The sequence below is a fragment of the Maricaulis sp. CAU 1757 genome (assembly GCF_054482675.1).
Window position 1 is genome coordinate 1 of the sequence record NZ_JBTLRI010000007.1, and the last position, 24,807, is coordinate 24,807.

The 24,807-nt window shown below is 63.6% G+C and carries 18 protein-coding genes and 1 tRNA gene; all 19 read left to right on the top strand.

Features of this window, described 5'->3' with window-relative positions; genetic code table 11:
• The coding region (locus tag ACXYMR_RS13800; protein WP_458943457.1) for an EF-Tu C-terminal domain-related protein at positions 1-122 on the top strand (122 nt) is incomplete at its 5' end.
• 166 nt (positions 123-288) lie between these two features.
• Positions 289-1,041: a 2OG-Fe(II) oxygenase gene (locus ACXYMR_RS13805; RefSeq protein WP_458943487.1), complete on the top strand. Its 753-nt coding sequence runs from the start codon at positions 289-291 to the stop codon at positions 1,039-1,041.
• The gene (locus tag ACXYMR_RS13810) at positions 1,038-3,155 is read left to right on the top strand and encodes a tetratricopeptide repeat-containing sulfotransferase family protein (RefSeq protein ID WP_458943488.1); all 2,118 of its coding nucleotides are present in this window, start codon (positions 1,038-1,040) and stop codon (positions 3,153-3,155) included. The genes ACXYMR_RS13805 and ACXYMR_RS13810 overlap by 4 nt, the downstream gene beginning before the upstream one ends.
• Positions 3,152-4,930, top strand: a complete 1,779-nt coding sequence (locus ACXYMR_RS13815) for a putative 2OG-Fe(II) oxygenase (protein ID WP_458943489.1) — start codon at positions 3,152-3,154, stop codon at positions 4,928-4,930. The genes ACXYMR_RS13810 and ACXYMR_RS13815 overlap by 4 nt, the downstream gene beginning before the upstream one ends.
• 344 nt (positions 4,931-5,274) lie before the next feature.
• Entirely contained in the window at positions 5,275-8,121 is a 2,847-nt protein-coding gene (locus ACXYMR_RS13820; RefSeq protein ID WP_458943490.1) for a TonB-dependent receptor domain-containing protein, read from the top strand.
• Between the two features lie 95 nt (positions 8,122-8,216).
• Positions 8,217-9,209 carry a class I SAM-dependent methyltransferase gene (locus ACXYMR_RS13825; protein WP_458943491.1) on the top strand — a complete coding sequence of 331 codons (993 nt, stop codon included), beginning with the start codon at positions 8,217-8,219 and terminating at the stop codon, positions 9,207-9,209.
• Positions 9,210-9,339: 130 nt separating this feature from the next.
• Positions 9,340-9,415: transfer RNA gene (locus ACXYMR_RS13830), tRNA-Trp, on the top strand.
• A gap of 76 nt (positions 9,416-9,491) precedes the next feature.
• Positions 9,492-9,752: a preprotein translocase subunit SecE gene (gene secE, locus ACXYMR_RS13835; RefSeq protein ID WP_458943492.1), complete on the top strand. Its 261-nt coding sequence runs from the start codon at positions 9,492-9,494 to the stop codon at positions 9,750-9,752.
• An 11-nt stretch (positions 9,753-9,763) separates the two neighbouring features.
• Positions 9,764-10,297 carry a transcription termination/antitermination protein NusG gene (gene nusG, locus ACXYMR_RS13840; protein ID WP_458943493.1) on the top strand — a complete coding sequence of 178 codons (534 nt, stop codon included), beginning with the start codon at positions 9,764-9,766 and terminating at the stop codon, positions 10,295-10,297.
• A 98-nt stretch (positions 10,298-10,395) separates the two neighbouring features.
• The gene (gene rplK, locus ACXYMR_RS13845) at positions 10,396-10,824 is read left to right on the top strand and encodes a 50S ribosomal protein L11 (protein WP_458943494.1); all 429 of its coding nucleotides are present in this window, start codon (positions 10,396-10,398) and stop codon (positions 10,822-10,824) included.
• 4 nt (positions 10,825-10,828) lie between these two features.
• Positions 10,829-11,527 carry a 50S ribosomal protein L1 gene (gene rplA / locus ACXYMR_RS13850; RefSeq protein ID WP_458943495.1) on the top strand — a complete coding sequence of 233 codons (699 nt, stop codon included), beginning with the start codon at positions 10,829-10,831 and terminating at the stop codon, positions 11,525-11,527.
• 299 nt (positions 11,528-11,826) lie between these two features.
• Entirely contained in the window at positions 11,827-12,342 is a 516-nt protein-coding gene (rplJ, locus tag ACXYMR_RS13855) for a 50S ribosomal protein L10 (protein ID WP_458943496.1), read from the top strand.
• Between the two features lie 55 nt (positions 12,343-12,397).
• Positions 12,398-12,772: a 50S ribosomal protein L7/L12 gene (gene rplL / locus ACXYMR_RS13860; RefSeq protein ID WP_458943498.1), complete on the top strand. Its 375-nt coding sequence runs from the start codon at positions 12,398-12,400 to the stop codon at positions 12,770-12,772.
• 211 nt (positions 12,773-12,983) lie between these two features.
• Positions 12,984-17,057: a DNA-directed RNA polymerase subunit beta gene (gene rpoB / locus ACXYMR_RS13865; protein ID WP_458943499.1), complete on the top strand. Its 4,074-nt coding sequence runs from the start codon at positions 12,984-12,986 to the stop codon at positions 17,055-17,057.
• 66 nt (positions 17,058-17,123) lie between these two features.
• Complete coding sequence (gene rpoC, locus ACXYMR_RS13870) at positions 17,124-21,341, top strand: DNA-directed RNA polymerase subunit beta' (RefSeq protein WP_458943500.1); 4,218 nt, start codon at positions 17,124-17,126, stop codon at positions 21,339-21,341.
• A gap of 325 nt (positions 21,342-21,666) precedes the next feature.
• On the top strand, positions 21,667-22,038 hold the full coding sequence (rpsL, locus tag ACXYMR_RS13875) for a 30S ribosomal protein S12 (protein ID WP_011643738.1): 372 nt from the start codon (positions 21,667-21,669) through the stop codon (positions 22,036-22,038).
• Between the two features lie 11 nt (positions 22,039-22,049).
• The gene (rpsG, locus tag ACXYMR_RS13880) at positions 22,050-22,520 is read left to right on the top strand and encodes a 30S ribosomal protein S7 (RefSeq protein ID WP_458943501.1); all 471 of its coding nucleotides are present in this window, start codon (positions 22,050-22,052) and stop codon (positions 22,518-22,520) included.
• Positions 22,521-22,558: 38 nt separating this feature from the next.
• Complete coding sequence (fusA, locus tag ACXYMR_RS13885; RefSeq protein ID WP_458943502.1) at positions 22,559-24,634, top strand: elongation factor G; 2,076 nt, start codon at positions 22,559-22,561, stop codon at positions 24,632-24,634.
• A 50-nt stretch (positions 24,635-24,684) separates the two neighbouring features.
• Positions 24,685-24,807, top strand: a 123-nt coding sequence (locus tag ACXYMR_RS13890) for a GTP-binding protein (RefSeq protein WP_458943503.1), incomplete at its 3' end; no start/stop codon positions are given.

The following is a 24,807-nucleotide window of genomic DNA, read 5'->3' on the forward strand; positions in this document are numbered from 1 at the left end:
ACAATGTGGAAATGAATGTCGAGCTGATCGTGCCGATCGCCATGGAAGAGAAGCTGCGCTTCGCTATCCGTGAAGGTGGCCGCACCGTCGGCGCCGGCGTCGTCTCCAAGATCGTCGAGTAAACCCGACCGATCCGATGACAAGAAGAAGCGGCGTGCCCCACCGGGCGCGCCGCTTTTTTGTGTCCGCCGGACCGCATTGGCGGGTGGCAGGCCATTGTCTGGACTTGTTTCCGGACCGCCGTTACCACTCGCAGGCGAGGTGGGCAGCGGGACCAAAGTGACAGTCATGGAATTGCGTTTGAATCCGGCCCTGGAGCCGGACAAATGGGCGGACATCTACCGGCGCGACAAGCTGGTGCGCATCCCGGACGTGTTCGAGCCGGAACTGGCGACAGAGATCGAGCGCATCCTGCAGGGCGCCATCTCCTGGCGCATGGTGTTCCCCGAAGCCGACCCGGCGGCGCCCGGCGGCGAACGCGTGGTCCAGCTCACCCAGTCCGAGATCGCTGCCCTGGGGCGCCACGGGCTGGCCCAGCGCCTGCAGGCGGTGATGGAGCGGGCGCAGAAGAATTACGGCTATCTCTATCACGCCTATCCGATGATCCAGGCCTACACGTCGGGCTGGGACCAGGGTCACCCGGTGCACTACCTGACGGAATTCCTCAATTCGCCGGACTTCCTGGAGTTCGGCGGCCGGGTGATCGGCGTTGACGGGCTGACCAAGGCGGACGCCCAGGCGACACTCTACTCGCGGGGCAATTTCCTTACCCGGCATGTCGATGAAGGCCATGACCAGGAGCGGCGCGCAGCCTACACGCTCGGCTTCACGCGCGGCTGGCAACCCGATTGGGGGGGCTTGCTCATGCTGCTCGACGACGAGATGGACATCGAGCGCGCCTTTCTGCCGCGTTTCAACCAGTTGTCGATCTTCGACGGCCGCCGGGTGCACGCGGTCAGCGCCGTCTCGCCTTTTGCCGGGGCCGGTCGCTACCAGATCACCGGCTGGTTTCGGGATGACGCGATCCCGGGGCAGTCATGAGCGCCGATCCGCGCCTGGCCGAAGCCGCGCAGGCTCGCCTGGCGGATGATTTCGAGGCGGCGCGACAGCTCTGCCAAGCCGTGTTGGCCGAGCGCCCCGACGATGCCGAGGCGCTGAGCCTGCTGGGCGTGTGTGCCATTGAAAGCGGCGACATGGCGGCCGGGCGCGCCTGGCTCGACAAGGCCGAGGCGGTGGCACCGGACCACGCCTCGCTGCACCTCTACCGTTCGATCCAGCATGAAGCCGGGGGCGATGCCGAGCAGGCGCTGGCGGCGGCGCGGCGGGCCAGTGAAGCCGGACCGCACCGGTTCGATACCTGGGGGCGTTATGGCGACCTGGCTGGGCGCGCGGACGATTTTGCGACCTCCGCGGCGGCCTTTGCCGAGGCCCTGAAGGCCGAGCCGGAGCATCCGGCGCGCGCTGGCGTGGCCCTGAGACTTGCAGCGGCCCGCGTCGAGACGGGCGATCTGGCGGGCGCCGCAGAAGCCCTCGGGCTGGCGGAGGCGGCGGGGCTGGCCGGGCATATCGACGTGCTGCGCCTGCGCGCCGGGCTGGATCGCCAGGCCGGCGACTGGGAGGCGTTGCGGCGGCATGCGGAGGCGTGGCTCAAGCGGGCTCCCAACGACATGGAGGCGCGCTCGGCGGTCGCCCTGGCGCTCAGCCAGACGGGATATTATCGGCCGGCGGCGGACGTGTTCCGTCCGGTGCTCGAGGCCGACAGCGGCAATGCGGAGCATTGGGCCGCCTATGGCCGGCTGATGCTGGGCGCGCGCGACCTGGGCGCTGCGGAAGCGGCTTTCAGCAAGGCGATGGGGTTGGATGTCAATTGTGCCGAGGCAAGTTTCGGACTGGCGCGGATCCACACCTTCATGGGCCGGATCGAGGACGCGGCAGCGGCGTGTCGGCGTACGCTGGAAATCGATCCGGGGCATTTCGAGGCCTACGGGCAGCTGTGCGAGGTGTCCGGCGGCCAGTTGAGCGATGCCGAGCTGGCGCGCCTGGCGCAAGAGACGGAGAAGCCGGGACAGGCCGTGGACCGTCTGGCCATCGGCCTGTTCGCCCTCGGCGACGCCCACCACGGGCGCAAGCAGCGCGCGGAGGCCTTCGAGGCCTGGAGCCGGGCCAACCGGACCAAGATGCTGCAGCACACCGGCCAGCCGGTCTCGGCCTATGACCGGGCTCGCCAGGAAGGGCGCACCGACTGGTTGATGGAAGTCTTTGACGGGCCGGGACCTGAGCGCGCCGCACCGCGCCCGGGCCAGCCGGTTCCGGTCTTCATCGTTGGCATGCCGCGCTCCGGCACGACGCTGCTGGAAGCGGCGATGGCGGCGCACGAGGAGGCGGTGGCCGGCGGCGAATTGTCGGCCATGATCGTGATTTTCGAGGACTTCATGCGCTGGGCCGAGCAAACGGGCTGGCAGGGCGGCGAGATTCCCGAAGCCAAACTCGATGCCTGGCGCCAACGCTACCGTCAGCAATACCGCGACACGCCGATGGCCGGGGCGCGCTATGTCACCGACAAGCAGCCGTCCAACTTTCTTGCTGTCGGCCTGATCCGGCGATTATTTCCGGAAGCGCCGATCATCCACATCCGACGCAAGCCGTTGGAGACAGGCTTCTCGATCTTCCGGCGTAATTTCTCGCGCATGTGGCCGTTTGCCCATGATCTGGAGGACATTGCCCACTATTACGCCCAGCAGGCGCGGCTCGGGGACCATTGGGCCCGGGTCATGCCGGACACGGTGACACCGCTGCAGTACGAGGAGCTGGTGCAGGATTTCGAGGGCCGGCTGCGCTACGTCATGGCGCGCGCACGCATGTCTTGGAGCCGGCGCTGCCTGGAATTCTACAAGCCGGAAACGGACCGCGCGGTGATGACGTTCAGCGCCGTGCAGGTACGCAAGCCGCCATCGCCCAAGCATCTGGACTCGACGAGTGCCTATGCGGACCAGCTGGCGCCATTGGCCGAGGCGATCCGGCGCTATCCGGTCGATCCGGAAACCGGGGCCTGGCTGGGTAATGCATCGTCCGAACAGGACACCGAGGAGGCGGGCGGATTCTGGTCGCGGCTGGGACGTCGCCTGACCGGGCGGACCGGAGACGCGGTGTCATGAGCGCCGCCCTGCAGCAGGCGGCTGGGCTGCTTCAGCAAGGCCGGGCCGAGGCGGCAATCGGATTGCTCGATGACTGGCTGGCGACCCGCCCGGATGATCCGGAGGCGCTGCAATTACGGGGCATGGCGCGCGGGCGGCTGGGGCAGCATGCGGCGGCGCTGGCCGACATGGAAGCCGCCCTGAAGCGCCATGCTCAACCGCATGCCGTGCTCAACAATACCGGCAATCTGCATCGCCGGCACGGCGATCTCGGCGCGGCCCGGCAGGCCTATGAAGCGGCGCTGGAGCAGGCACCCGAATTTGTCGACGCGCGCTATAATCTGGGGCTTTGCCTCGGTCAGGCGGGTGAGGCCCATGCGGCGATGGGCTGTCACGAGCAGGTGCTGGCGGCTCAGCCCGGCCATGCCGGAGCCCTGACGGCGCTGGCTGTGCTGAAGCGATCGGCGGGCGATCATGCGGCCGCCCTGGAGCTTTTGGAGCGGGCCCTGAAGTCCGCGCCCGGCCAGGTCGCGGCCCGCCTGCATCGCACGGCATTGCTGCGCGAGCTGGGGCAGGCAGAAGCGGCGCTGGCGGATGCCGACGCGGCCTGCCGGCTGGCGCCGCGGCTTGCCGAGGCCCATGCCCAGCGCGCGCACACCCTGCGCACGCTCAATCGTACAACCGAGGCTCGCCAGGCCTATCAGGACGCCATAGGGCTGGCTCCGGCGCGGGCTGATCTGCACCGCGACCTCGCCGGGCTTGTCTGGGAGATGGGGCAGGGCGATGCGGCGCTGACGGTGCTCGATGCCGTTCTCGCACGCCAGCCTGATCCCGAACTCTGGCTGGTCCGGGCGCGGCATTTGCGGCGCACGGGCGAAGCGCCCGCAGCGGTGTTAGCGGTCGAGGCGGCATTGGCGATGGCGCCGCAGCATGCCGAGGCGCTGGCGCTGCGCGGCGAGTTGCGGGCTGGCAAAGAGGGGCTTGAAGACCTGCGCCGCGCGGTCGAGCTGACGCGGGGGGACGACTTTGCAGTGCGGCATGCCCTCGCAGAACGCCTGCTCGCGGCCGACCTCACCGGGGAGGCGCTGGATCTGCTGGAAGGCGAGGCGCCGCCGGAGCACCTGCAGAAGCACGTGGCCCTGCAGGCGACGGCCTGGCGGTGCGCGGGCGATGCCCGCTACGGCCGGGTCTACGATTATGACCGGCTCACCTGCAAGCGGTTCATCGACGTGCCGCCGGGCTTCGCCAGCCTTGACGCGTTCAATGCCGAGCTGGGTCAACGGATCGCCCGGCTGCACGCGACCGAGGCCCAGCCGGTCGAGCAGACCTTGTATGGCGGAACCCAGTCGCCGGGGCGCTTGTGGAACAGCGATGACCCGGTGATCCAGGCGCTCGCAAAGGCGCTGCTGGACACGGCGGGGCAATTCGTTGACGGATTGCCGCAAGACCCGGAACACCCCTTCCTGCGGCGGCGTACGGGCAAGCTCGAGCTGGCCGGTGCCTGGTCGGTGCGGCTGCGCTCGGGAGGCGGGCATGTCGACCACATTCACCCGGCCGGCTGGATCAGTGCCAGTTACTACGTCGAGGTGCCCGACAGCGTCCTGACAGGCGAGAAGGCCGGCTGGCTGCGCCTGGGCGCACCGGGTATTGCCGGCCTCGACCTGCCGGCGGAGCGGTACATCAAACCCGAAGCCGGAGCGGTGATCCTGTTTCCGTCCTACATGTGGCATGGCGTCGAGCCATTCGAGGCCGACACGGTTCGGGTCACGGCGCCATTTGACCTGCTGCCGGGCTGAGCGGTTCCAGCTGAGCGGATCAACTTGCGGGTTGGTGCCGCTTTGCAACCCTCCCGACAGGGGAAAAAGTGGCGCAAACACCTGTGATAGTGGTGAAGTGCGATAGGTCTGCAGCAAATCTGTCACACTGCGGCGCAAATGAGCCCGTTTGCGGGAGCAGGGGCGTGCGGGCTCATTGACCCTTCCTAATACGCATGGGTACTTTGCAAATAAGGCGGGGAATCGTGTGCTCCGCTGAGCGGGGGATCGGCCGCAACGCCTTCTGAGGGGGTGTGGCCTGTTTCCCATTACAAACTTACTCGGAGGGATTTAGAGTGAGACCGACTTCCATGAAGGCTTGCCTGATGGCGAGCACGCTCATTGGCGGTATGGCTGCAACTGCAGCGCCGGCAATGGCCCAAGACGACGACGTCGTCGTTGTTACCGGTTCGCGCATTCAGCGTACCGACACCGTTGCGCCGAGCCCGATCACCAATGTGTCGGCCGAGCAGCTCGCTGTCGTGAACACGGTCAACACCGAAGATTTCATCAACACCCTGCCGCAGGTCGTTCCGGCGTTTGACGCCACCTCGAACAACCCGGGTAACGGTACTGCCACCGTGTCGCTTCGCGGCCTGGGCACGACCCGTACGCTCGTCCTCGTCGACGGCATGCGCTTCGTCGGCGCCGGCCAGAACCAGGTGGTCGACCTCAACAACATCCCGTCCGCGCTTGTCGAGTCCGTCGACATCGTGACCGGTGGTGCTTCGGCCGTTTACGGTTCGGACGCTGTTGCCGGTGTTGTCAACTTCATCCTGAAGGACGACTTCGAAGGCGTTGAAGTCAACTTCTCGCAGGAAACCTCGCTGGGTGACCTGGACGGCGACATCACCAACGTCTCCATCACCATGGGTGGCAATTTCGACGATGGCCGCGGTAACGCTGTCGTGTCGATGGGCTACACCAACCGCCAGGCCGTGTTCCAGGGCGATCGCGACTTCTCGTCGCTGACCCTGTGGGATCCGGGCCCGGGCAATGCCGCTGACGGCTTCATCCTCGGTGGTTCGTCCAACATTCCGGGCACCCGCTTCCGCGGTGCCACGTCGTCGAACTTCGGCGCCTTCGGTGGTGCCATCGTTGCCGCCGACCCGAACTGCGCAAACAACATCTGCTCCGGTTTCTTCAACACCGGCAGCAACATCCAGCCGATGCGCTTCGGTTCGCCGAACGACACCTACAACTACGCTCCGGCCAACTACCTGCAGCTGCCGCAAGAGCGCTACAACTTCTCGGCCTTCGCGACCTATGACGTGAACGAGCACCTCGAGCTGTACGGCCGTGGCGTTTACGCCAACAACGTCGTTGACAGCCAGCTGGCCCCGACGCCGGCCGGTGTGACCCTGACGGTCAACCTCGACAACCCGACCCTGCCGAGCCTGCTTCGTGACCTGATGACGAACGACCCGGCCTCCAACAATGGCGACGGCACGGCGACGATCCGTACCTCCCGCCGTTACCAGGAGCTGGGCACCCGGAACTCGCTGCGTGACACGAGCTCCTTCCAGCTGGTCTTCGGCGCCCGTGGCGACCTGAACGAAAACTGGTCCTACGACGTGTTCTCGAACTACTCGCGTTCGTCGATCTCGCAGATCCAGTCGGGCAACCTGTCCGTCTCGGCCCTGCAGGCTGGCGTCCTGTGTGACGGTGGCCCGACGGCCATCGCCAGCGGTTGCTCGGTCCCGTACGTCGACATCTTCAACGGCCCGAACTCGATCTCGGCTGAAGGCGCGGAGTCCATCTCCCGCACCGGCGCCCAGATCGACAATGTCGAGCTGTTCCAGACGGTCGGTACGGTCATGGGTGAGCTGCCCTTCCTCCAGCTGCCGACGGCTGACTACGCCCCGGCCCTGGTCCTGGGTGTCGAATACCGTGAGACCGAGTTCGAATCGATCCCTGACTCCGTGCTCGGCCCGGATGTCCGTGGCTTCAACTCCTCGCTTCCGGTCGCAGGCGTCGTCGACGTCTACGAGATCTTCGGCGAGATCGAAGTTCCGCTCATCACCGGCAAGCAGATGATCGAAAGCCTGACCTTCAACGGTGCGTTCCGTGCTTCGGAGTACAACACCGTCGGTCAGACCGAGACCTTCGCTGTTGGCCTGGCCTGGCAGATCGACGAGCAGATCCGTCTGCGTGGTAACTTCAACCGCGCCGTGCGTGCTCCGAACGTCGGTGACCTGTTCTCGCCGTTCACCAACGGCTTCCCGGGTGCAGCTGACCCGTGCTCGGGCGGTTCCAACGGTGGCTTCGACAGCGGTGTGGACGTGAACTCCTGTATCGCTGGCGGTGTGCCGGCCGGTCAGGTGGGCGCTCCGTTCCAGGGCAATGCCCAGATGGAAGCCCTGTTCGGTGGTAACCCGGATCTCGACGCCGAGACGGCCGACACCTTCACCATCGGTGCGGTCATCGAGCCGAGCGCGATCGAAGGTCTGACGATCCAGCTGGACTACTACAACATCTCGATCGAAGACGCGATTTCGACGGTTCCGCTGCAGACCCTGCTGAACGAGTGTCACCGCTCGGGCATCCAGGCGTCCTGTGACGTGCTGTACGCCAACCAGTCGCGTAACCCGGCCACCGGTGAGATGGGTGCCAACGGCTTCCTGCCGAACCTGGCCTCGATCAACGTTGCCACGCTGGAAACCGAAGGTGTTGACCTGCGGATCGACTATGGCTTCGGCGCTGACGTCATCGGCCTGCCGGGCGACATCGCGATCACCTACTACGGTGGTTACGTGATGGCGTCTGACTTCACGACGTCGGCCGCTTCGCCGGTCATCGAGTGTGCCGGCCTGTACGGCCTGGACTGCGGCGAGCCTACGCCGGAGTACAAGCACTCCATGCAGACGTCCTGGTACACGGGTCCGTTCACGACCTCGCTGCGCTGGCGTCACATTGGTGCTCTCGATGCCGACCCGACGACCCTCGGATTTGTTTCCGACCTGTCGGACGACATCGAAGCCAAGAACTACTTCGACGTGACGTTCTCCTACGACATCAACGAGACTTTCGCTGCCACCATCGGTGTCACGAACGTCACGGATGTCGACGTCCCGACGATCGGTTCGACCGCTTCGGAGCAGGCCAACACCTGGCCGGCCACGTACGAAACGCTCGGCCGTCGCCTGTTCGTTGGCGGCACCATGCGCTTCTAATCGACAGCTACTGTCGAATGGGGAAAGGGCGGGCTTCGGTCCGCCCTTTTTCTTTGCAAGAATGTTTGGGGCAAAGTTTCTTTGGGGGTGAGGTGATGCAGGCCAAGCGATTGGGGCCAGGGGCCGGTGACAGGGTCGCCTGGGATGCCTACTGGCGCGGCGAGGGCGGCGATCATGCGGTGCGCGGAGAGGCGAGTTCGGCAGGCCTGACGGCCTTCTGGGACCGCGAGCTTGATTCGGTCCTGGCATCCCGCAACCACGTGCGGGCCCTCGACGCGGCATGCGGAGCGGGCGTGGTTGCTGAGCGGCTGATGGCGCGCGCCGCGGCGGCCGGGTGCCAGCTGGATCTGAAGATCGCGGACATATCGCCCGCAGCGGTGGCGGATAGCCGGCAGCGATTGGGCCTTGAAACGGTTGACGGCCTGGTCAGCGATGCCAAGGCGCTGCCCTTGCCTGATGGCGGCGTTGACGTGCTGGTGAGCCAGTTCGGGATCGAGTATGCAGGCCTCGCGGCCTTTGCCGAGGCCGCCCGCGTGTTGGCGCCGGGCGGGCAGATGCGGGTTCTGGCTCACCATGCCCACGGCGGCATCGCGGTGGAATGCAGTGCCAATCTGCGTTTGCTCGATGCCGTCGCTGCATCGCGCTTGCTTGCCCACTTCCGCCGTTATCTCGTACTGCTGGCGAAGCGGCAGGCCGGAAAATGCGCGCCGCAAGCCGTGACCAAGGTTGCGCGACATGTCGGTGAGGCGTCGGCGGGGCTGGCAAACAAGCTGAGCATGGCCGAGCCTGGCGCAGCCCGGGATCATGTCGAACGCCTGTTGTCTGACCTGCGCCGCGTGGAGCAGTCATGGCAGAATTACGCCGCAGCTGACCTCGAGCGCTGGCTTGACGGGCAGGAGCGCGACCTGGTGGCCTATCAGGCGCGCATGAGGTCCATGCTGCAAGCATCGATGAGCCAGGATGACCTTGAGGCATGCCGGCAGGAACTGGCGACCCATGGTGCCGTGATGGAGGCTGTGGAGGCCTTCCATCTGGAGGCTGACGGGCTGCCATCGGCGTGGATTATACGGGCCAGCAAGCAGGCTTAGGCGGCAGCCGACGGCTGGTTGCCAGGCCGCCCTGCGTTTTACCGGTTTTCATCCCGGCGCTTGCAGTGTAGACACCTGCGCTCCGGATGTAGCGGTGGTCCTGCCACCGTGCTATTTCGCGCGCGGCTTTAGGGGTGTAGCTCAGTTGGTAGAGCATCGGTCTCCAAAACCGAGGGTCGGGGGTTCGAGTCCCTCCGCCCCTGCCATGCCGCACGGACAGAATCAGGCATCGCCCGGGCGGTGCCATTGTAATTGGGGCCCGCTCGGGCCAGATGGACGTCAATGACGCGCAACGCGAAGAACAAGACAGCGACCCCGGCCAAGGCCGCGGCTCCCGCGCCGAAGAAGAAGAAGGCAGGGCCGCTGCAATATCTGGCACAGGTTCGCCAGGAGGCGCGCAAGGTCACGTGGACCGGTCGGCAGGAGTTGATCGTGTCGACGATCCTCGTGCTGATTCTCGCCACGCTTGCGATGTTGTTCTTCTGGGGGGTCGATAGCCTGTTGAACTGGGTGATCCGGTTCCTGCTGTCGCTCGGCGCTTAAGAGGAGGCTGTATGTCTGCCAAGTGGTATATCGTGCATGCCTATTCGAACTTCGAGAAGAAGGTCGCTGAGGCAATCCGCACCGAAGCCAGGATCCAGGGGCTGGAAGACAGCTTCGAGGAAATCCTGGTGCCGACCGAGGAAGTCGTGGAGGTCCGCAAGGGCCGCAAGATCAACGCCGAGCGCAAGTATTTCCCGGGTTACGTCCTGGTCAAAATGGTCATGACGGACCAAGCCTATCACCTTGTGACCTCGACCCCGAAAGTCACCGGTTTCCTCGGTTCCGGCAAGAAGCCGTTGCCGGTGACCGAGAATGAAGTGAAGCGGATCCTGGGCCAGATGGAAGAGGATGCGGACCGTCCGCGCCCGACCGTCTCCTACGAGATCGGCGAGACCGTCAATGTCATCGACGGTCACTTCGCTAGCTTCAATGGCGTCGTCGAGGAAGTCGACGACGAGAATGGCCGCCTCAAGGTGGCGATCAACATTTTCGGCCGGGCTACCCCGGTCGAGCTCGAATACGCCCAGGTCGAAAAGACGGCCTGAGTGTAGCAGTGCGGGAGGCGACGGCAGCAAGTCCATGCCGAGCCGGACCGCAAACCCCTGAGGTCGCGATGGGCGCGTCCTCGTAACGGAGTGGGAACATGGCGAAGAAAATTGCCGGTTACATCAAGCTGCAAGTGCCTGCCGGCGCAGCTAACCCGTCCCCGCCGATCGGCCCGGCCCTGGGTCAGCGCGGCGTGAACATCATGGAATTCTGCAAGGCCTTCAATGCGAAGACCCAGGAGATGGAAAAAGGGATGCCGATCCCGACGACCATCACCGTCTTCTCGGACAAGTCCTTCACCTTTGAAACCGCGACGCCGCCGGCCAGCTTCTACCTGAAGAAGGCCGCCAAGCTGTCCAAGGGCTCCACGGCCCCGGGTCAGACGGTCGCCGGCAAGGTCTCGCTGGCCCAGTGCCGCGAGATCGCCGAAGCGAAGTTCAAGGACCTGAACGCGAACGATCTGGACCAGGCGACCAAAATCATCGCCGGTTCCGCCCGTTCCATGGGTCTCGAGGTCACGGAGTAGGATCATGGCGAATATCGGAAAACGTCTTGCTGCTGCTCGCGAGACCATCGACCGCGAAAAGCTTCACACGATCGAGGATGCCGTTGCGAAGGTGAAAGCCAATGCCAAGGCGAAGTTCGACGAGACCGTCGAAATCTCGATCAATCTCGGTGTCGACCCGCGGCACGCCGACCAGATGGTGCGTGGCGTCTGCGCCCTGCCGAACGGCACGGGCCGCTCGGTGCGCGTCGCCGTCTTTGCCAAGGGCCCGAAGGCTGAAGAGGCCAAGAAGGCCGGTGCCGACGTGGTCGGTGCCGAAGACCTGATGGAGCAGATCCAGGGCGGCAACATCAATTTCGACAAGGTCATCGCGACCCCGGACATGATGCCGATCGTCGGCCGTCTCGGTAAGATCCTCGGCCCGCGCGGCATGATGCCGAACCCGAAGGTGGGTACGGTGACCATGGACGTGACCAAGGCTGTCGAGAACTCCAAGGGCGGTGCCGTTGAATTCCGCGTCGAGAAGGCCGGAATCGTGCACGCCGGCGTCGGCAAGGCGAGCTTCACCGAGAAGCAGCTGAGCGAGAACGTCCATGCGCTGCTGGACGCCATCGTCAAGGCCAAGCCGTCGGGCGCCAAGGGTACCTTTGTGCGCCGCATTTCGCTCAGCTCCACGATGGGGCCGGGCGTGAAGGTCGACACGTCGGAAGCTGTTTCGGCGTAAAAGACTTGAGTTTCGGCCCGGCTGCCGTTATGGCGCCGGGCTGATCCGGTCCTTCATCGCGTGTTTTGCGATGGCTGACCGGCCTGTCCGAGACCACAGGGGGTGAAGCCTTCGGGCTTCGCCTTAATCCATTCCGGGCCCTGTGTTAGACAGAGCGAGATCGATTTGACCCTCTGGTGGTCGGTCGGTTCGAGCCCTGGGACAGGTGCGTCACGGTCGATTGCTTCCACCTGGAGGCGTGACATCGCGGCGTTTTCACCGAGCCACCCGCGGTGGGTGGTTCAAACAGGGAGTCCGCAATGGATCGCAATCAAAAAGAAGCGACCGTAGAAGAGCTGAACGGCGTCTTCTCGGAAGCCGGATCCGTGGTGATGGCCCAGTATTCGGGCATGACCGTTGCGGAAATGACGGACCTGCGTGCCAAGCTCCGCGAGCTTGGTGGCACGTTCAAGGTGGTGCGTAACCGCCTCGCCAAAATCGCTCTGCAAGGCAAGCCGGGTGAGGGTGCTGCTGACTACTTCAAGGGTCCAGTAGCCATCGCTTACTCGGAAGACTTTGTGGCGGCGCCGAAGGTGCTGGTCGAGTACGCCAAGTCGAATGACAAGCTCGTCATTCTCGGCGGCTTCATGGAAGAGGACGTGTTCGATGCCAGCGGTATCGACGCCCTGTCCAAGATGCCGTCGCGTGAAGAGCTCATCGCGACGATCTCTGCCCGTCTCCTCGGTCAGGGTTCGCAGGTCGCCCAGCGTCTCATGGCGCCGGGTCAGGGCCTGGCCGGTGCGATCGACGTCATCCGCGAAAAAGCCGACGCATAACGTCATTCTCCGCACAACGAACTGACACAACGACTATCGACAAGGAATTGAACAAATGGCTGATGTAGCTAAACTCTGCGACGAACTTCTCGCGCTCACCATCCTTGAAGCCAAGGAACTGAACGATCTTCTGGAAGAAAAAGGCATCAAGGCCGCAGCTGCTGTTGCAGTCGCTGGCCCGGCTGGCGGCGACGCCGGCGGTGCTGCTGCTGAAGAAAAGGACGAATTCGACGTCGTCCTGGTTTCGGCTGGCGAAAAGAAGATCAACGTCATCAAGGAAGTCCGTGCCATCACCGGTCTTGGCCTGAAAGAAGCCAAGGACCTGGTCGAAGGTGCACCGAAGGCGGTCAAAGAAGCCGCTCCCAAGGCCGAAGCTGAAGAGCTCAAGGCCAAGCTGGAAGCCGCTGGCGCTTCGGTCGAGCTGAAATAATCACGCTTCGGCGTGATATCAGACGGTGCTGCGGGCGCGCGGGGTGATCCTGCGCGTCCGTTAGCCCGTCTTCTGAGTTTCGCGGCTTCGCCCCTGCCGTTCCGGGCGTAGCAGCAGATCCGGTCAGGACCTTGGTCCCGGCCACATGGAACGGCGGCGCGGGGGCCTGCCCCGCATCAAATGCGCAGAGGCGTCTGCGAAGGGAGCCGACATGGGTCTGTCGTTCACCGGCAAAAAGCGGATTCGCAAGTCTTTCGGACGTATTCCGGAAACGGTTGCGATGCCGAATCTCATCGAAGTTCAGAAGAGCTCCTACGAGCATTTCCTGATGAAGGAAGTGCCGTCCAGCGAGCGGGGCGACACCGGAATGCAAGCCGTCTTCAAGTCGGTTTTCCCGGTCAAGGATTTCGCCGAGCGGGCTGTGCTCGATTTCGTGTCCTACGAATTCGAGCCGCCGAAGTTCGACGTTGAGGAATGCCAGCAGCGCGACATGACGTATGCCGCGCCGCTCAAGGTGAAAATGCGACTGATCGTGTTTGATGTCGACGAGGAGACCGGTGCCCGGTCCGTCAAGGACATCAAGGAGCAGGACGTCTATATGGGCGACATCCCGCTGATGACCGACAAGGGTACCTTTGTCGTCAACGGCACGGAGCGCGTCATCGTTTCGCAGATGCACCGTTCGCCGGGCGTCTTCTTCGACCATGACAGGGGCAAGACGCACGCCTCGGGCAAATACCTGTTTGCCGCCCGCATCATTCCCTATCGCGGTTCCTGGCTGGACTTCGAGTTCGACGCCAAGGACGTGGTTCATATGCGCCTCGACCGTCGCCGCAAGCTGCCCGCGACGACGCTGCTGTATGCGCTCGGCCTGGACAAGGAGGAGATCCTCTCCACCTTCTACAACACGGTCGAATACAAGGGCACAAAGAAGGGTTGGACGGTCCCCTACGTCAAGGAACGCTGGCGCGGCGTGAAGCCCGTGCGCGACCTGGTCGATGCCAAGACGGGCGATATCATCGCCCCGGCCGGCAAGAAGATCTCCGCCCGTGCCGCCAACAAGTTCGCCGAGGACGGCATCACCGCCCTCCTGGTGTCCGATGAGCACCTGCTCAGCGGCTACCTGGCCGAGGACATGGTCAATGTCGAAACCGGCGAGATCTTTGCCGAGGCCGGCGACGAGCTGACCGAGGAGATCCTCGAGACGCTGAAGGAAACCGGCGTCAAGAAGCTCAATCTTCTCGACATCGATCCGGCTGTCGGCATCGGTCCCTACATCCGCGCCACCCTCGCTGCGGACAAGAATGACAGCCGTGAGCAGGCGCTGGTGGACATCTACCGCGTCATGCGCCCGGGTGAGCCGCCGACGCCGGAAACCGCGGAAGCGATGTTCCAGGGCCTGTTCTTCGATCCCGAGCGCTACGACCTGTCGGCCGTTGGCCGGGTCAAGATGAACATGCGCCTCGACCTCGATGCCGAGGACGATGTGCGCACGCTGCGCAAGGAAGACATCCTGGCCGTCCTCAAGACCCTGGTCGACCTGCGCGACGGTCGCGGTGAGATCGACGACATCGACAATCTCGGCAATCGCCGGGTGCGTTCGGTCGGCGAACTGATGGAAAACCAGTACCGCATCGGTCTGCTGCGCATGGAGCGCGCCATCAAGGAGCGCATGAGCTCGGTCGATATCGAGACCGTGATGCCGCACGACCTGGTCAACGCCAAGCCGGCGGCCGCCGCGGTTCGCGAATTCTTCGGCTCCTCGCAGCTGTCGCAGTTCATGGACCAGACCAACCCGCTCTCGGAAGTCACCCACAAGCGTCGCCTGTCGGCGCTTGGCCCGGGCGGCCTGACCCGCGAGCGCGCCGGCTTCGAAGTGCGCGACGTGCACCCGACCCACTACGGCCGGATCTGCCCGATCGAAACGCCGGAAGGCCCGAATATCGGTCTGATCAACTCGCTTTCGACCTATGCCCGCGTCAACAAGTACGGCTTCATTGAGAGCCCGTACCGCAAGGTCGTGGACGGCAAGCTGACCGAGGAGGTGGAATACCTCTCGGCCATGCAGGAGAGCCGCTACGCGATTGCCCAGGCCAATGCCCACGTCAACGAGGACGGCACGCTCGACAACGAGTTCGTCAACTGCCGCATCGGCGGTGAAGTGACGCTGGTGCCGCGTGAGGACGTGGAATACATCGACGTGTCGCCGAAGCAGGTGGTTTCGGTTGCCGCGGCGCTGATTCCGTTCCTGGAAAACGACGACGCCAACCGCGCCCTCATGGGCTCGAACATGCAACGCCAGGCCGTGCCGCTCGTGAAGGCGGAAGCGCCGCTCGTCGGCACCGGCATGGAAGGTGTCGTGGCCCGTGATTCCGGCGCTGCCATCACGGCCCGCCGGGCCGGTGTGATCGAGCAGGTCGATGCGACCCGTATCGTCATCCGGGCGACGGAGAATCTCGATGCCGCCAAGTCGGGCGTCGACATCTACCGCCTGTCCAAGTTCCAGCGGTCCAACCAGTCGACCTGTATCAACCAGCGCCCGATCGTGCGCGTGGGTGACGAGGTCAAGGGTGGCGACATCATTGCCGACGGCCCCTCGACGGACCTCGGTGAACTGGCCCTCGGCCGGAACGTCGTCGTCGCCTTCATGCCGTGGAACGGCTACAACTTCGAGGACTCCATCCTGATCTCCGAGCGGATCGTCCGGGACGACGTGTTCACCTCGATCCACCTGGAAGAATTCGAGATCGCGGCCCGCGACACCAAGCTGGGCCCTGAGGAAATCACGCGCGACATTCCCAATGTCGGCGAAGAGGCCCTGCGCAATCTCGACGAGGCCGGCATCGTGGCCGTTGGCGCTGAAGTCGCCGCCGGTGACATCCTGGTCGGCAAGGTGACGCCGAAGGGCGAAAGCCCGATGACGCCGGAGGAGAAACTCCTGCGCGCCATCTTCGGTGAAAAGGCATCGGATGTCCGTGACACCTCGCTGCGCATGCCGTCCGGTGCTACCGGCACGGTTGTCGAAGTCCGCGTCTTCAATCGTCACGGTGTCGACAAGGATGAGCGGGCGATTTCCATCGAACGCGAGGAGATCGAACGCCTCGGCATGGACCGTGATGACGAGCTCGCCATTCTCGAGCGCAACATCTACCAGCGCCTGCACGACCTGCTGGTCGGCAAGAAGGCTGTCTCCGGTCCGCGCGGCTTCCCCAAGGGTGCCGTGACCGAAGAACTGCTCGATGAGACTCCGCGCTCGCAGTGGTGGCGCATCGGTCTGGACGACGAGAAGGCGATGGCCGAAGTCGAAGCGCTGCAAAAGCAGTACGACGACAGCAAGGCGCGTCTCGACCGTCGTTTCGAGGACAAGGTCGACAAGCTCCAGCGCGGTGACGAAATGCCGCCGGGCGTGATGAAGATGGTCAAGGTGTTCGTGGCTGTGAAGCGCAAGCTCCAGCCGGGCGACAAGATGGCCGGCCGTCACGGCAACAAGGGTGTCATCTCCAAGATCAACCCGATCGAGGACATGCCGTTCCTGGAAAACGGGGAGGCGGTCGACATCGTCCTCAACCCGCTCGGCGTGCCGTCGCGCATGAATGTCGGACAGATCCTGGAGACCCACCTCGGTTGGGCCTGCCGCGGTCTCGGCAAGCAGATCGGCGAGGCTTATGAGGCCTACAAGCGCGACGGCTCCGTCGACGCACTGAAGAAAGAGCTCGTCCGCGTCTATGGCGATGGCGAGCTGCCGGAAACCGATGCGGACATCGCCGAGCTGGGTCGTAACCTGGCCAATGGCGTGCCGATCGCGACCCCGGTCTTTGACGGTGCCCGCGAGCCGGATGTGGCCGAGATGCTTGAGCTGGCGGGCTTCGACCCGTCCGGTCAGGTGACGCTGTATGACGGTCAGACCGGTGAGCCGTTCCGGCGCAAGGTCACGGTCGGCGTCAAGCATCTGCTCAAGCTGCACCACCTGGTCGACGACAAGATCCACGCCCGTTCCATCGGCCCGTACAGCCTCGTGACCCAGCAGCCGCTGGGCGGCAAGGCGCAGTTCGGTGGCCAGCGTTTCGGCGAAATGGAAGTGTGGGCCCTGGAAGCCTACGGCGCGGCCTACTCGCTGCAGGAAATGCTGACGGTGAAGTCGGATGACGTGGCCGGCCGGACCAAGGTCTACGAGGCCATTGTCCGCGGTGACGACACCTTCGAGGCCGGCATTCCGGAGAGCTTCAACGTGCTCGTGAAGGAAATGCGCTCGCTCGGCCTCAACGTCGAACTGAAGAACGGCTAAGGCTGCAGTTTATTTTGCGGGACGGATCGCCCCTCCGTCCCGCCTACCCCTTTTGGGAGACGGCACATGAACCATGATGTCATGAACATCTTCAATCCGGCCGCGGAAGGCCCGTCCTTCGACCGGATCCGGATTGCACTGGCCAGCCCGGAGAAAATCCTCTCCTGGTCCTTCGGTGAGGTGAAGAAGCCCGAGACGATCAACTACCGGACCTTCAAGCCGGAGCGTGATGGTCTCTTCTGCGCCCGCATCTTCGGTCCGGTGAAGGACTATGAGTGCCTGTGCGGCAAGTACAAGCGCATCAAGTACAAGGGCATCGTCTGCGAGAAGTGCGGCGTTGAAGTGACCCTGGCCCGCGTCCGCCGCGAGCGCATGGGCCATATCGAGCTGGCCGCTCCGGTCGCCCACATCTGGTTCCTGAAATCCCTGCCGTCGCGGATCGCCATGATCCTCGACATGGCGCTGAAGGACGTCGAGCGGGTTCTCTACTTCGAGAACTACGTCGTCATCGAGCCGGGCCTGACACCGCTCCAGCCGTTCCAGCTGCTCTCCGAAGAAGAGTATATGGAAGCGCAGGACGAGTATGGCGAAGACGCCTTCACCGCCGGCATCGGTGCCGAGGCCGTGCGTGAAATCCTGATCAATATGGACCTCGAGACCGAGTGCCAGAAAGTTCGGGACGACATGAAGGAGACCGGGTCCGAGCTCAAGCTCAAGAAGTACGCCAAACGTCTCAAACTGATGGAAAACTTCATCGCCTCGGGCAACCGCCCGGAGTGGATGATCATGACCGTCATCCCGGTCATTCCGCCGGAACTGCGTCCGCTGGTGCCGCTGGATGGCGGCCGCTTCGCGACCTCGGACCTGAATGACCTGTATCGCCGCGTCATCAACCGCAACAACCGCCTCAAGCGTCTCATCGAGCTGCGCGCGCCGGACATCATCATCCGCAACGAAAAGCGGATGCTGCAGGAATCCGTCGACGCCCTGTTCGACAATGGCCGCCGCGGCCGCGTCATCACCGGTGCCAACAAGCGCCCGCTGAAGTCGCTCTCCGACATGCTCAAGGGCAAGCAGGGCCGCTTCCGCCAGAACCTGCTCGGCAAGCGCGTCGACTATTCCGGCCGTTCGGTCATCGTGGTTGGTCCGGACCTCAAGCTGCACGAGTGCGGTCTGCCCAAGAAGATGGCGCTCGAGCTGTTCAAGCCGTTCATCTATGCGCGTCTCGACGCCAAGGGCCTGTCCGGCACGGTCAAGCAGTCCAAGAAGCTGGTCGAGAAAGAGCGTCCGGAGGTCTGGGACGTGCTCGACGAGGTGATCCGCGAACACCCGGTCATGCTGAACCGGGCGCCGACCCTGCACCGTCTCGGCATCCAGGCGTTCGAACCGAAGCTGATCGAAGGCAAGGCCATCCAGCTGCACCCGCTGGTCTGTGCCGCCTTCAACGCCGACTTCGACGGTGACCAGATGGCCGTCCACGTGCCGCTCTCGCTGGAAGCCCAGCTGGAAGCGCGCACGCTGATGATGTCGACCAACAACATCCTGTCGCCGGCCAATGGCAAGCCGATCATCGTGCCGTCTCAGGATATCGTGCTGGGCCTCTACTACCTGTCGATCGAAAACGACAAGGAGCCGGGCGAGGGCATGTCCTTCGGCAGCCGTGCGGAGCTCGAAGCGGCGCTGGAAGGCGGCTTCGTGTCGCTGCATGCCAAGATCAAGGCGCGCTGGGAAGGCATCGATGCCGACGGCAACGAGATCACCAAGGTGATCGACACCACGCCGGGTCGCAAGATGATCATCGACCTGCTTCCCAAGCACGCCAAAATGCAGCCGGAAATGGTCAACGAGCTTCTGACCAAGAAAGCCATTGGCGGCCTGATCGATCAGGTCTACCGCCACTGCGGCCAGAAGGCGACGGTGATCTTCTGTGACCAGATCATGGGCCTCGGCTTCAAGGAAGCGGCCAAGGCCGGTATTTCCTTCGGCAAGGACGACATGCTGATCCCGGACGCCAAGGCGGACCTGGTCGGCGAAACCCGCACCCTGGTTGCCGATTACGAGCAGCAGTATGTGGATGGCCTGATCACCAAGGGCGAGAAGTACAACAAGGTCGTCGACGCCTGGGCCAAGTGTACCGACAATGTCGCCGACGCGATGATGGACGAGATCTCCAAGAGCAAGGTCAATGATGACGGCCGCACCGCGGAGATCAACTCGGTCTACATGATGGCCCACTCGGGTGCTCGTGGTTCGAAGAACCAGATGAAGCAGCTGGCCGGCATGCGCGGCCTGATGGCCAAACCGTCCGGCGAGATCATCGAGACGCCGATCATCTCGAACTTCAAGGAGGGCCTGACCGTCCTTGAATACTTCAACTCCACGCACGGTGCCCGTAAGGGTCTGGCCGACACCGCCCTGAAAACGGCGAACTCGGGTTACCTGACCCGCCGTCTCGTCGACGTGGCGCAGGACTGCATCATCACCGAGCATGATTGCGGCACTTCGCAGGGCTTCGAGATCGATGCGGTCGTCGATGGTGGTGACATCATCGTCTCGCTCGAGCAGCGCCTGCTGGGTCGCACCACGGCGGCTGAGGTCAAGCACCCCAAGACCGGCGAAGTAATCTGTGCCGCCGACACCTATGTCGACGAGGATCTGGCCGTGGCCATCGACCAGGCCGGCGTTCAGAGCGTGTTCGCGCGCTCGCCGCTGACCTGCGAGACGCGGGTCGGTGTGTGTGCGACCTGTTACGGTCGCGACCTGGCACGCGGCACGCGGGTCAATATCGGTGAAGCCGTGGGCGTGATTGCCGCCCAGTCGATCGGCGAGCCGGGCACCCAGCTGACCATGCGGACCTTCCACATCGGTGGTACCGCCCAGGTCTCCGAGCAGTCCTTCGTCGAGGCGACGCATGAGGGCAAGATCGTCTTCAAGAACCCGTCGACGGTGACCAATGCCGATGGCGACCTGATCGTCATGAGCCGCAACATGCAGGTGACGGTGGTCAACGGTGAGGGCAAGGAGCTGGAGTCCTACAAGCTGGGCTACGGCACCAAGCTGCGCGTCAAGGACAATTCCAAGGTCGAGCGCGGTCAGCGCCTGGCCGAATGGGATCCGTATACCGCTCCGATCGTGTCGGAAGTCGGCGGTACGGTGAAGTTCGTCGACATCACCGACGGTGTCTCGGTCAAGGAAGAGACCGACGAAGCCACGGGCATCGCATCGAAGGTGGTCATCGACTGGCGTGGCGGTGCGAAAACCAATGCCATCCAGCCGACCATTGTCATTGCCGACGACCAGGGCGAGCCGATCAAGCTGCCCAACGGCACGACGGCAAGCTACATGCTGGCGGTCGGGGCCATTCTCTCGGTCTCCAACGGCGATACCGTCCGTCCGGGCGACATCGTCGCGCGTATCCCGACCGAGGGCGCCAAGACGCGCGATATCACCGGTGGTCTGCCGCGTGTTGCCGAGCTGTTCGAGGCGCGCCGTCCGAAGGACCACGCGGTCATCGCGGAAATCACCGGCAAGGTGGAGTTCGGCCGTGACTACAAGAACAAGCGTCGTATCGCGATTGTTCCGGACGACGAGGAGATGGAAAAGGTCGAATACCTGGTGCCCAAGGGCAAGCACCTGACGGTCCAGGAAGGCGATTACATCCAGAAGGGCGAATACCTGCTCGACGGTCACCCGGCGCCGCATGACATCCTCGCCATTCTCGGCGTCCCGGCGCTGGCCAACTACCTGATCAACGAGATTCAGGAGGTCTACCGACTGCAGGGCGTGCCGATCAACGACAAGCACATCGAAGTGATTGTCCGGCAGATGCTGCAGAAGGTCGAAGTCAAGGATCCGGGTGACAGCAGCTACCTGGCCGCTGAACAGGTCGACAAGATCGAGTTCATCGAGACCAACGAGGCCCTGGAGAAGGCCAAGAAGCGTCCGGCCACCGGCGACCCGGTCCTGCTGGGTATCACCAAGGCCTCGCTGCAGACGCGCTCCTTCATCTCCGCGGCCTCCTTCCAGGAAACCACCCGCGTGCTCACCGAAGCTGCCGTACAGGGCAAGGAGGACACGCTGGAGGGGCTGAAGGAGAACGTCATTGTCGGTCGCCTGATTCCCGCCGGTACCGGCTCGATGATGCGCGAGTACCAGCAACTGGCCGACGATCTGGACGCCGAGTTGCTGGCCGAACGCCAGACTGCCGTCGAAGAGGAAGGCCTGCCGGCTGAAATCGCCGAGGCAGCTGCCGAGGAAATGGCCGAAGACACCGGGTCGAACTAGGCGTCAGAACGCTCGATCCGCCTGTAATGGCAGGGAAAAGGCCGTCGGGACACCGGCGGCCTTTTTCTATGGATGCAGGGCAGCTGGATGTGGCTCAGAAAAACTCTGCTGGGACGCTTGACGGAACCGAGTCGCATGCGTAGTTTCCGCGCTCGTTTGAAGGACGGGCCGTAACCACTTGGTTAGACGTCGTCCACGGTAACGCAAAAAAGCCCGGACACCGCCGTGCGAACTTCGGTTCGAGCGTCGGCGTCGTTATTTGCGTCCACCGGCACCTTGGTGTTGGGGGGCGTGGTTGTTGAGATCAGGAACGGATAAGAGCGGGATGCCGACAATCAACCAGCTCATTCGCAAGCCGCGAAAAGACAAGCCGAAGCGCAACAAAGTGCCGGCTCTTCAGGCTTGCCCGCAGCGCCGTGGCGTTTGCACGAGAGTCTATACCACGACCCCGAAGAAGCCGAACTCGGCGCTCCGGAAGGTTGCCAAAGTGCGACTGACCAATGGGCACGAAGTTGTGAGCTACATTCCGGGTGAGGGTCACAATCTGCAGGAGCACTCTGTAGTCCTTATCCGCGGTGGCCGCGTGAAGGACCTTCCGGGTGTCCGCTATCACATTCTTCGCGGCGTTCTGGATACCCAGGGCGTCAAGGACCGTAAGCAACGCCGTTCGAAGTACGGCGCCAAGCGTCCTAAGTAAGGGAGACGTCCATGTCGCGTCGTCACCGCGCAGAGAAACGCGAAATTCATCCGGACCCGAAGTTCGGAGATCGCGATCTCACGAAATTCATGAACTACATCATGCTCGACGGCAAAAAGTCCGTCGCCGAGCGGATCGTCTATGGCGCTCTCGACATTGTCGAAGAGAAGATGAAGCGCGAGCCTATCCGCGTCTTCCACGATGCCCTGGATAATGTTGCCCCTGAAGTTGAGGTGCGCTCCCGCCGTGTTGGTGGTGCCACCTATCAGGTGCCGGTCGAAGTCCGTCAGGAACGCAAGAAAGCTCTTGCCATTCGCTGGCTGACCGGCGCGGCCCGGGGTCGCAACGAGAACACGATGCGCGAGCGTCTCGCTGCTGAAATGATGGATGCTGCCTCCAACCGTGGCACGGCCGTCAAGAAGCGTGAAGACACCCACCGGATGGCGGAAGCCAACCGGGCCTTCTCGCACTACCGCTGGTAGCCCACTCACCGGCACCGCCCGTACCAAGGACCCAGACAATGGCCCGCGACTACAAAATCGAGGACTACCGCAACTTCGGCATCATGGCTCACATTGATGCCGGCAAGACGACGACGACCGAGCGGATCCTCTATTACACCGGCAAGTCCCACAAGATTGGTGAAGTGCACGATGGTGCCGCCACCATGGACTGGATGGAGCAGGAGCAGGAGCGTGGCATCACGATCACCTCGGCTGCGACGACCTGTTTCTGGAACGAGAAGCGCCTGAACATCATCGACACCCCCGGGCACGTCGACTTCACGATTGAAGTCGAGCGTTCGCTGCGTGTGCTCGACGGTGCCGTGTGCTGCCTGGATGCCAATGCCGGTGTCGAGCCGCAGACCGAGACTGTCTGGCGTCAGGCCGACCGGTACAAGGTTCCGCGCATGGTGTTCGTCAACAAGATGGACAAGCTGGGTGCCGATTTCTACAACTGCGTGAGAATGATCGAAGAGCGCCTCGGCTCGACGCCGCTTTGCGTTCAGCTGCCGATCGGTTCGGAAACCGAATTCGAAGGCGTGATCGACCTCCTCACCATGAAAGAGCTGGTCTGGCAGGGCGAGAACCTGGGGGCGACCTGGGAAGTGCGCGAGATCCGCGCCGAGCTTGCCGACAAGGCTGCCGAGTACCGCGAGAAGCTGGTCGAGACTGCCGTGGAGCAGGACGAGGCCGTGATGGAAGCGTACCTGGAAGGCGAAGAGCCGTCCGAGGATGTTCTCAAGAAGCTGATCCGCAAGGGCTGCATCAACCTGTCCTTCAACCCGATCCTGTGTGGCACGGCGTTCAAGAACAAGGGTGTCCAGCCTCTGCTTGACGCCGTCGTCGATTTCCTGCCGAACCCGACCGAGGTTCCGGCCATCAAGGGCATCGACTTCAAGACCGAGAAAGAAGTCGTTCGCAAGGCGAGCGACGACGAGCCGACCTCGCTGCTGGCGTTCAAGATCATGAACGACCCGTTCGTCGGTTCGCTGACCTTCGCGCGCATGTATTCCGGTCACCTCGAGACGGGCATCTCCCTGCTCAACACGGTGAAGGAAAAGAAAGAGCGTATCGGCCGCATGCTGCTGATGCATTCCAACAGCCGTGAAGACATCAAGGAATGCTACGCCGGTGACATCGTCGCCATCGCGGGCCTCAAGGACACCACGACCGGTGACACGCTGTGTGACCCGGCGCATCCGGTGATCCTCGAGCGCATGGAATTCCCGGATCCGGTCATCGAGCTCGCCATCGAGCCGAAGTCCAAGGGTGACCAGGAGAAGCTGGGCGTGGCCCTGCAGCGCCTGGCCGCCGAGGATCCGTCCTTCCGCATGAAGACGGACGAGGAATCCGGTCAGACGATCATTGCCGGCATGGGCGAGCTGCACCTCGACATCCTGGTCGATCGCATGAAGCGCGAGTTCAAGGTCGAAGCGAATATCGGCGCGCCGCAGGTGGCGTACCGGGAATCGCTCGGCAAGGCCGGCCTCATCGATTACACCCACAAGAAGCAGTCGGGCGGTTCCGGCCAGTTCGCGCGGGTCAAGATCGAATTTGCTCCGGGCGAGCCGGGTTCGGGCTTCGTGTTCGAATCCAAGATCGTCGGCGGCAACGTGCCGCGCGAATACGTGCCGGGCGTCGAGAAGGGCCTCAAGTCGGTCATGGATGGCGGCCTGATTGCCGGCTTCCCGGTGATCGACGTCCACGCGACCCTGGTCGACGGTGCGTACCACGACGTGGACTCCAGTGTCCTGGCCTTCGAGATCGCGGCCCGTGCCGCCTTCCGTGAAGCCAAGGCGCATTGTGCACCGAAGCTGCTCGAGCCGATCATGAAGGTCGAAGTGGTGACGCCGGACGAGTATACCGGTTCGGTCATCGGCGACCTGAACTCCCGCCGCGGCCAGATCGCCGGGCAGGAAATGCGCGGCAACGCCACCGTCGTGAACGCGATGGTGCCGCTGGCGAACATGTTCGGCTACGTCAACAACCTGCGTTCGGCCACTCAGGGTCGGGCCCAGTTCACCATGCAATTCGACCACTATGAGGCTGTGCCCAAAGCGGTTGAGCAAGAAGTCATTGCCAAGTCCGCCTAAGGCGAACCTCGGGCAAGTTAGAACAAGAACGCGAATTCGGAGCGAGATCGATGGCGAAGGAAAAGTTTGAGCGCACAAAGCCGCACGCGAACATCGGCACGATTGGTCACGTTGACCACGGCAAGACGACGCTGACGGCGGCGATCACGATGGTGCTGGCGGAAGCTGGCGGC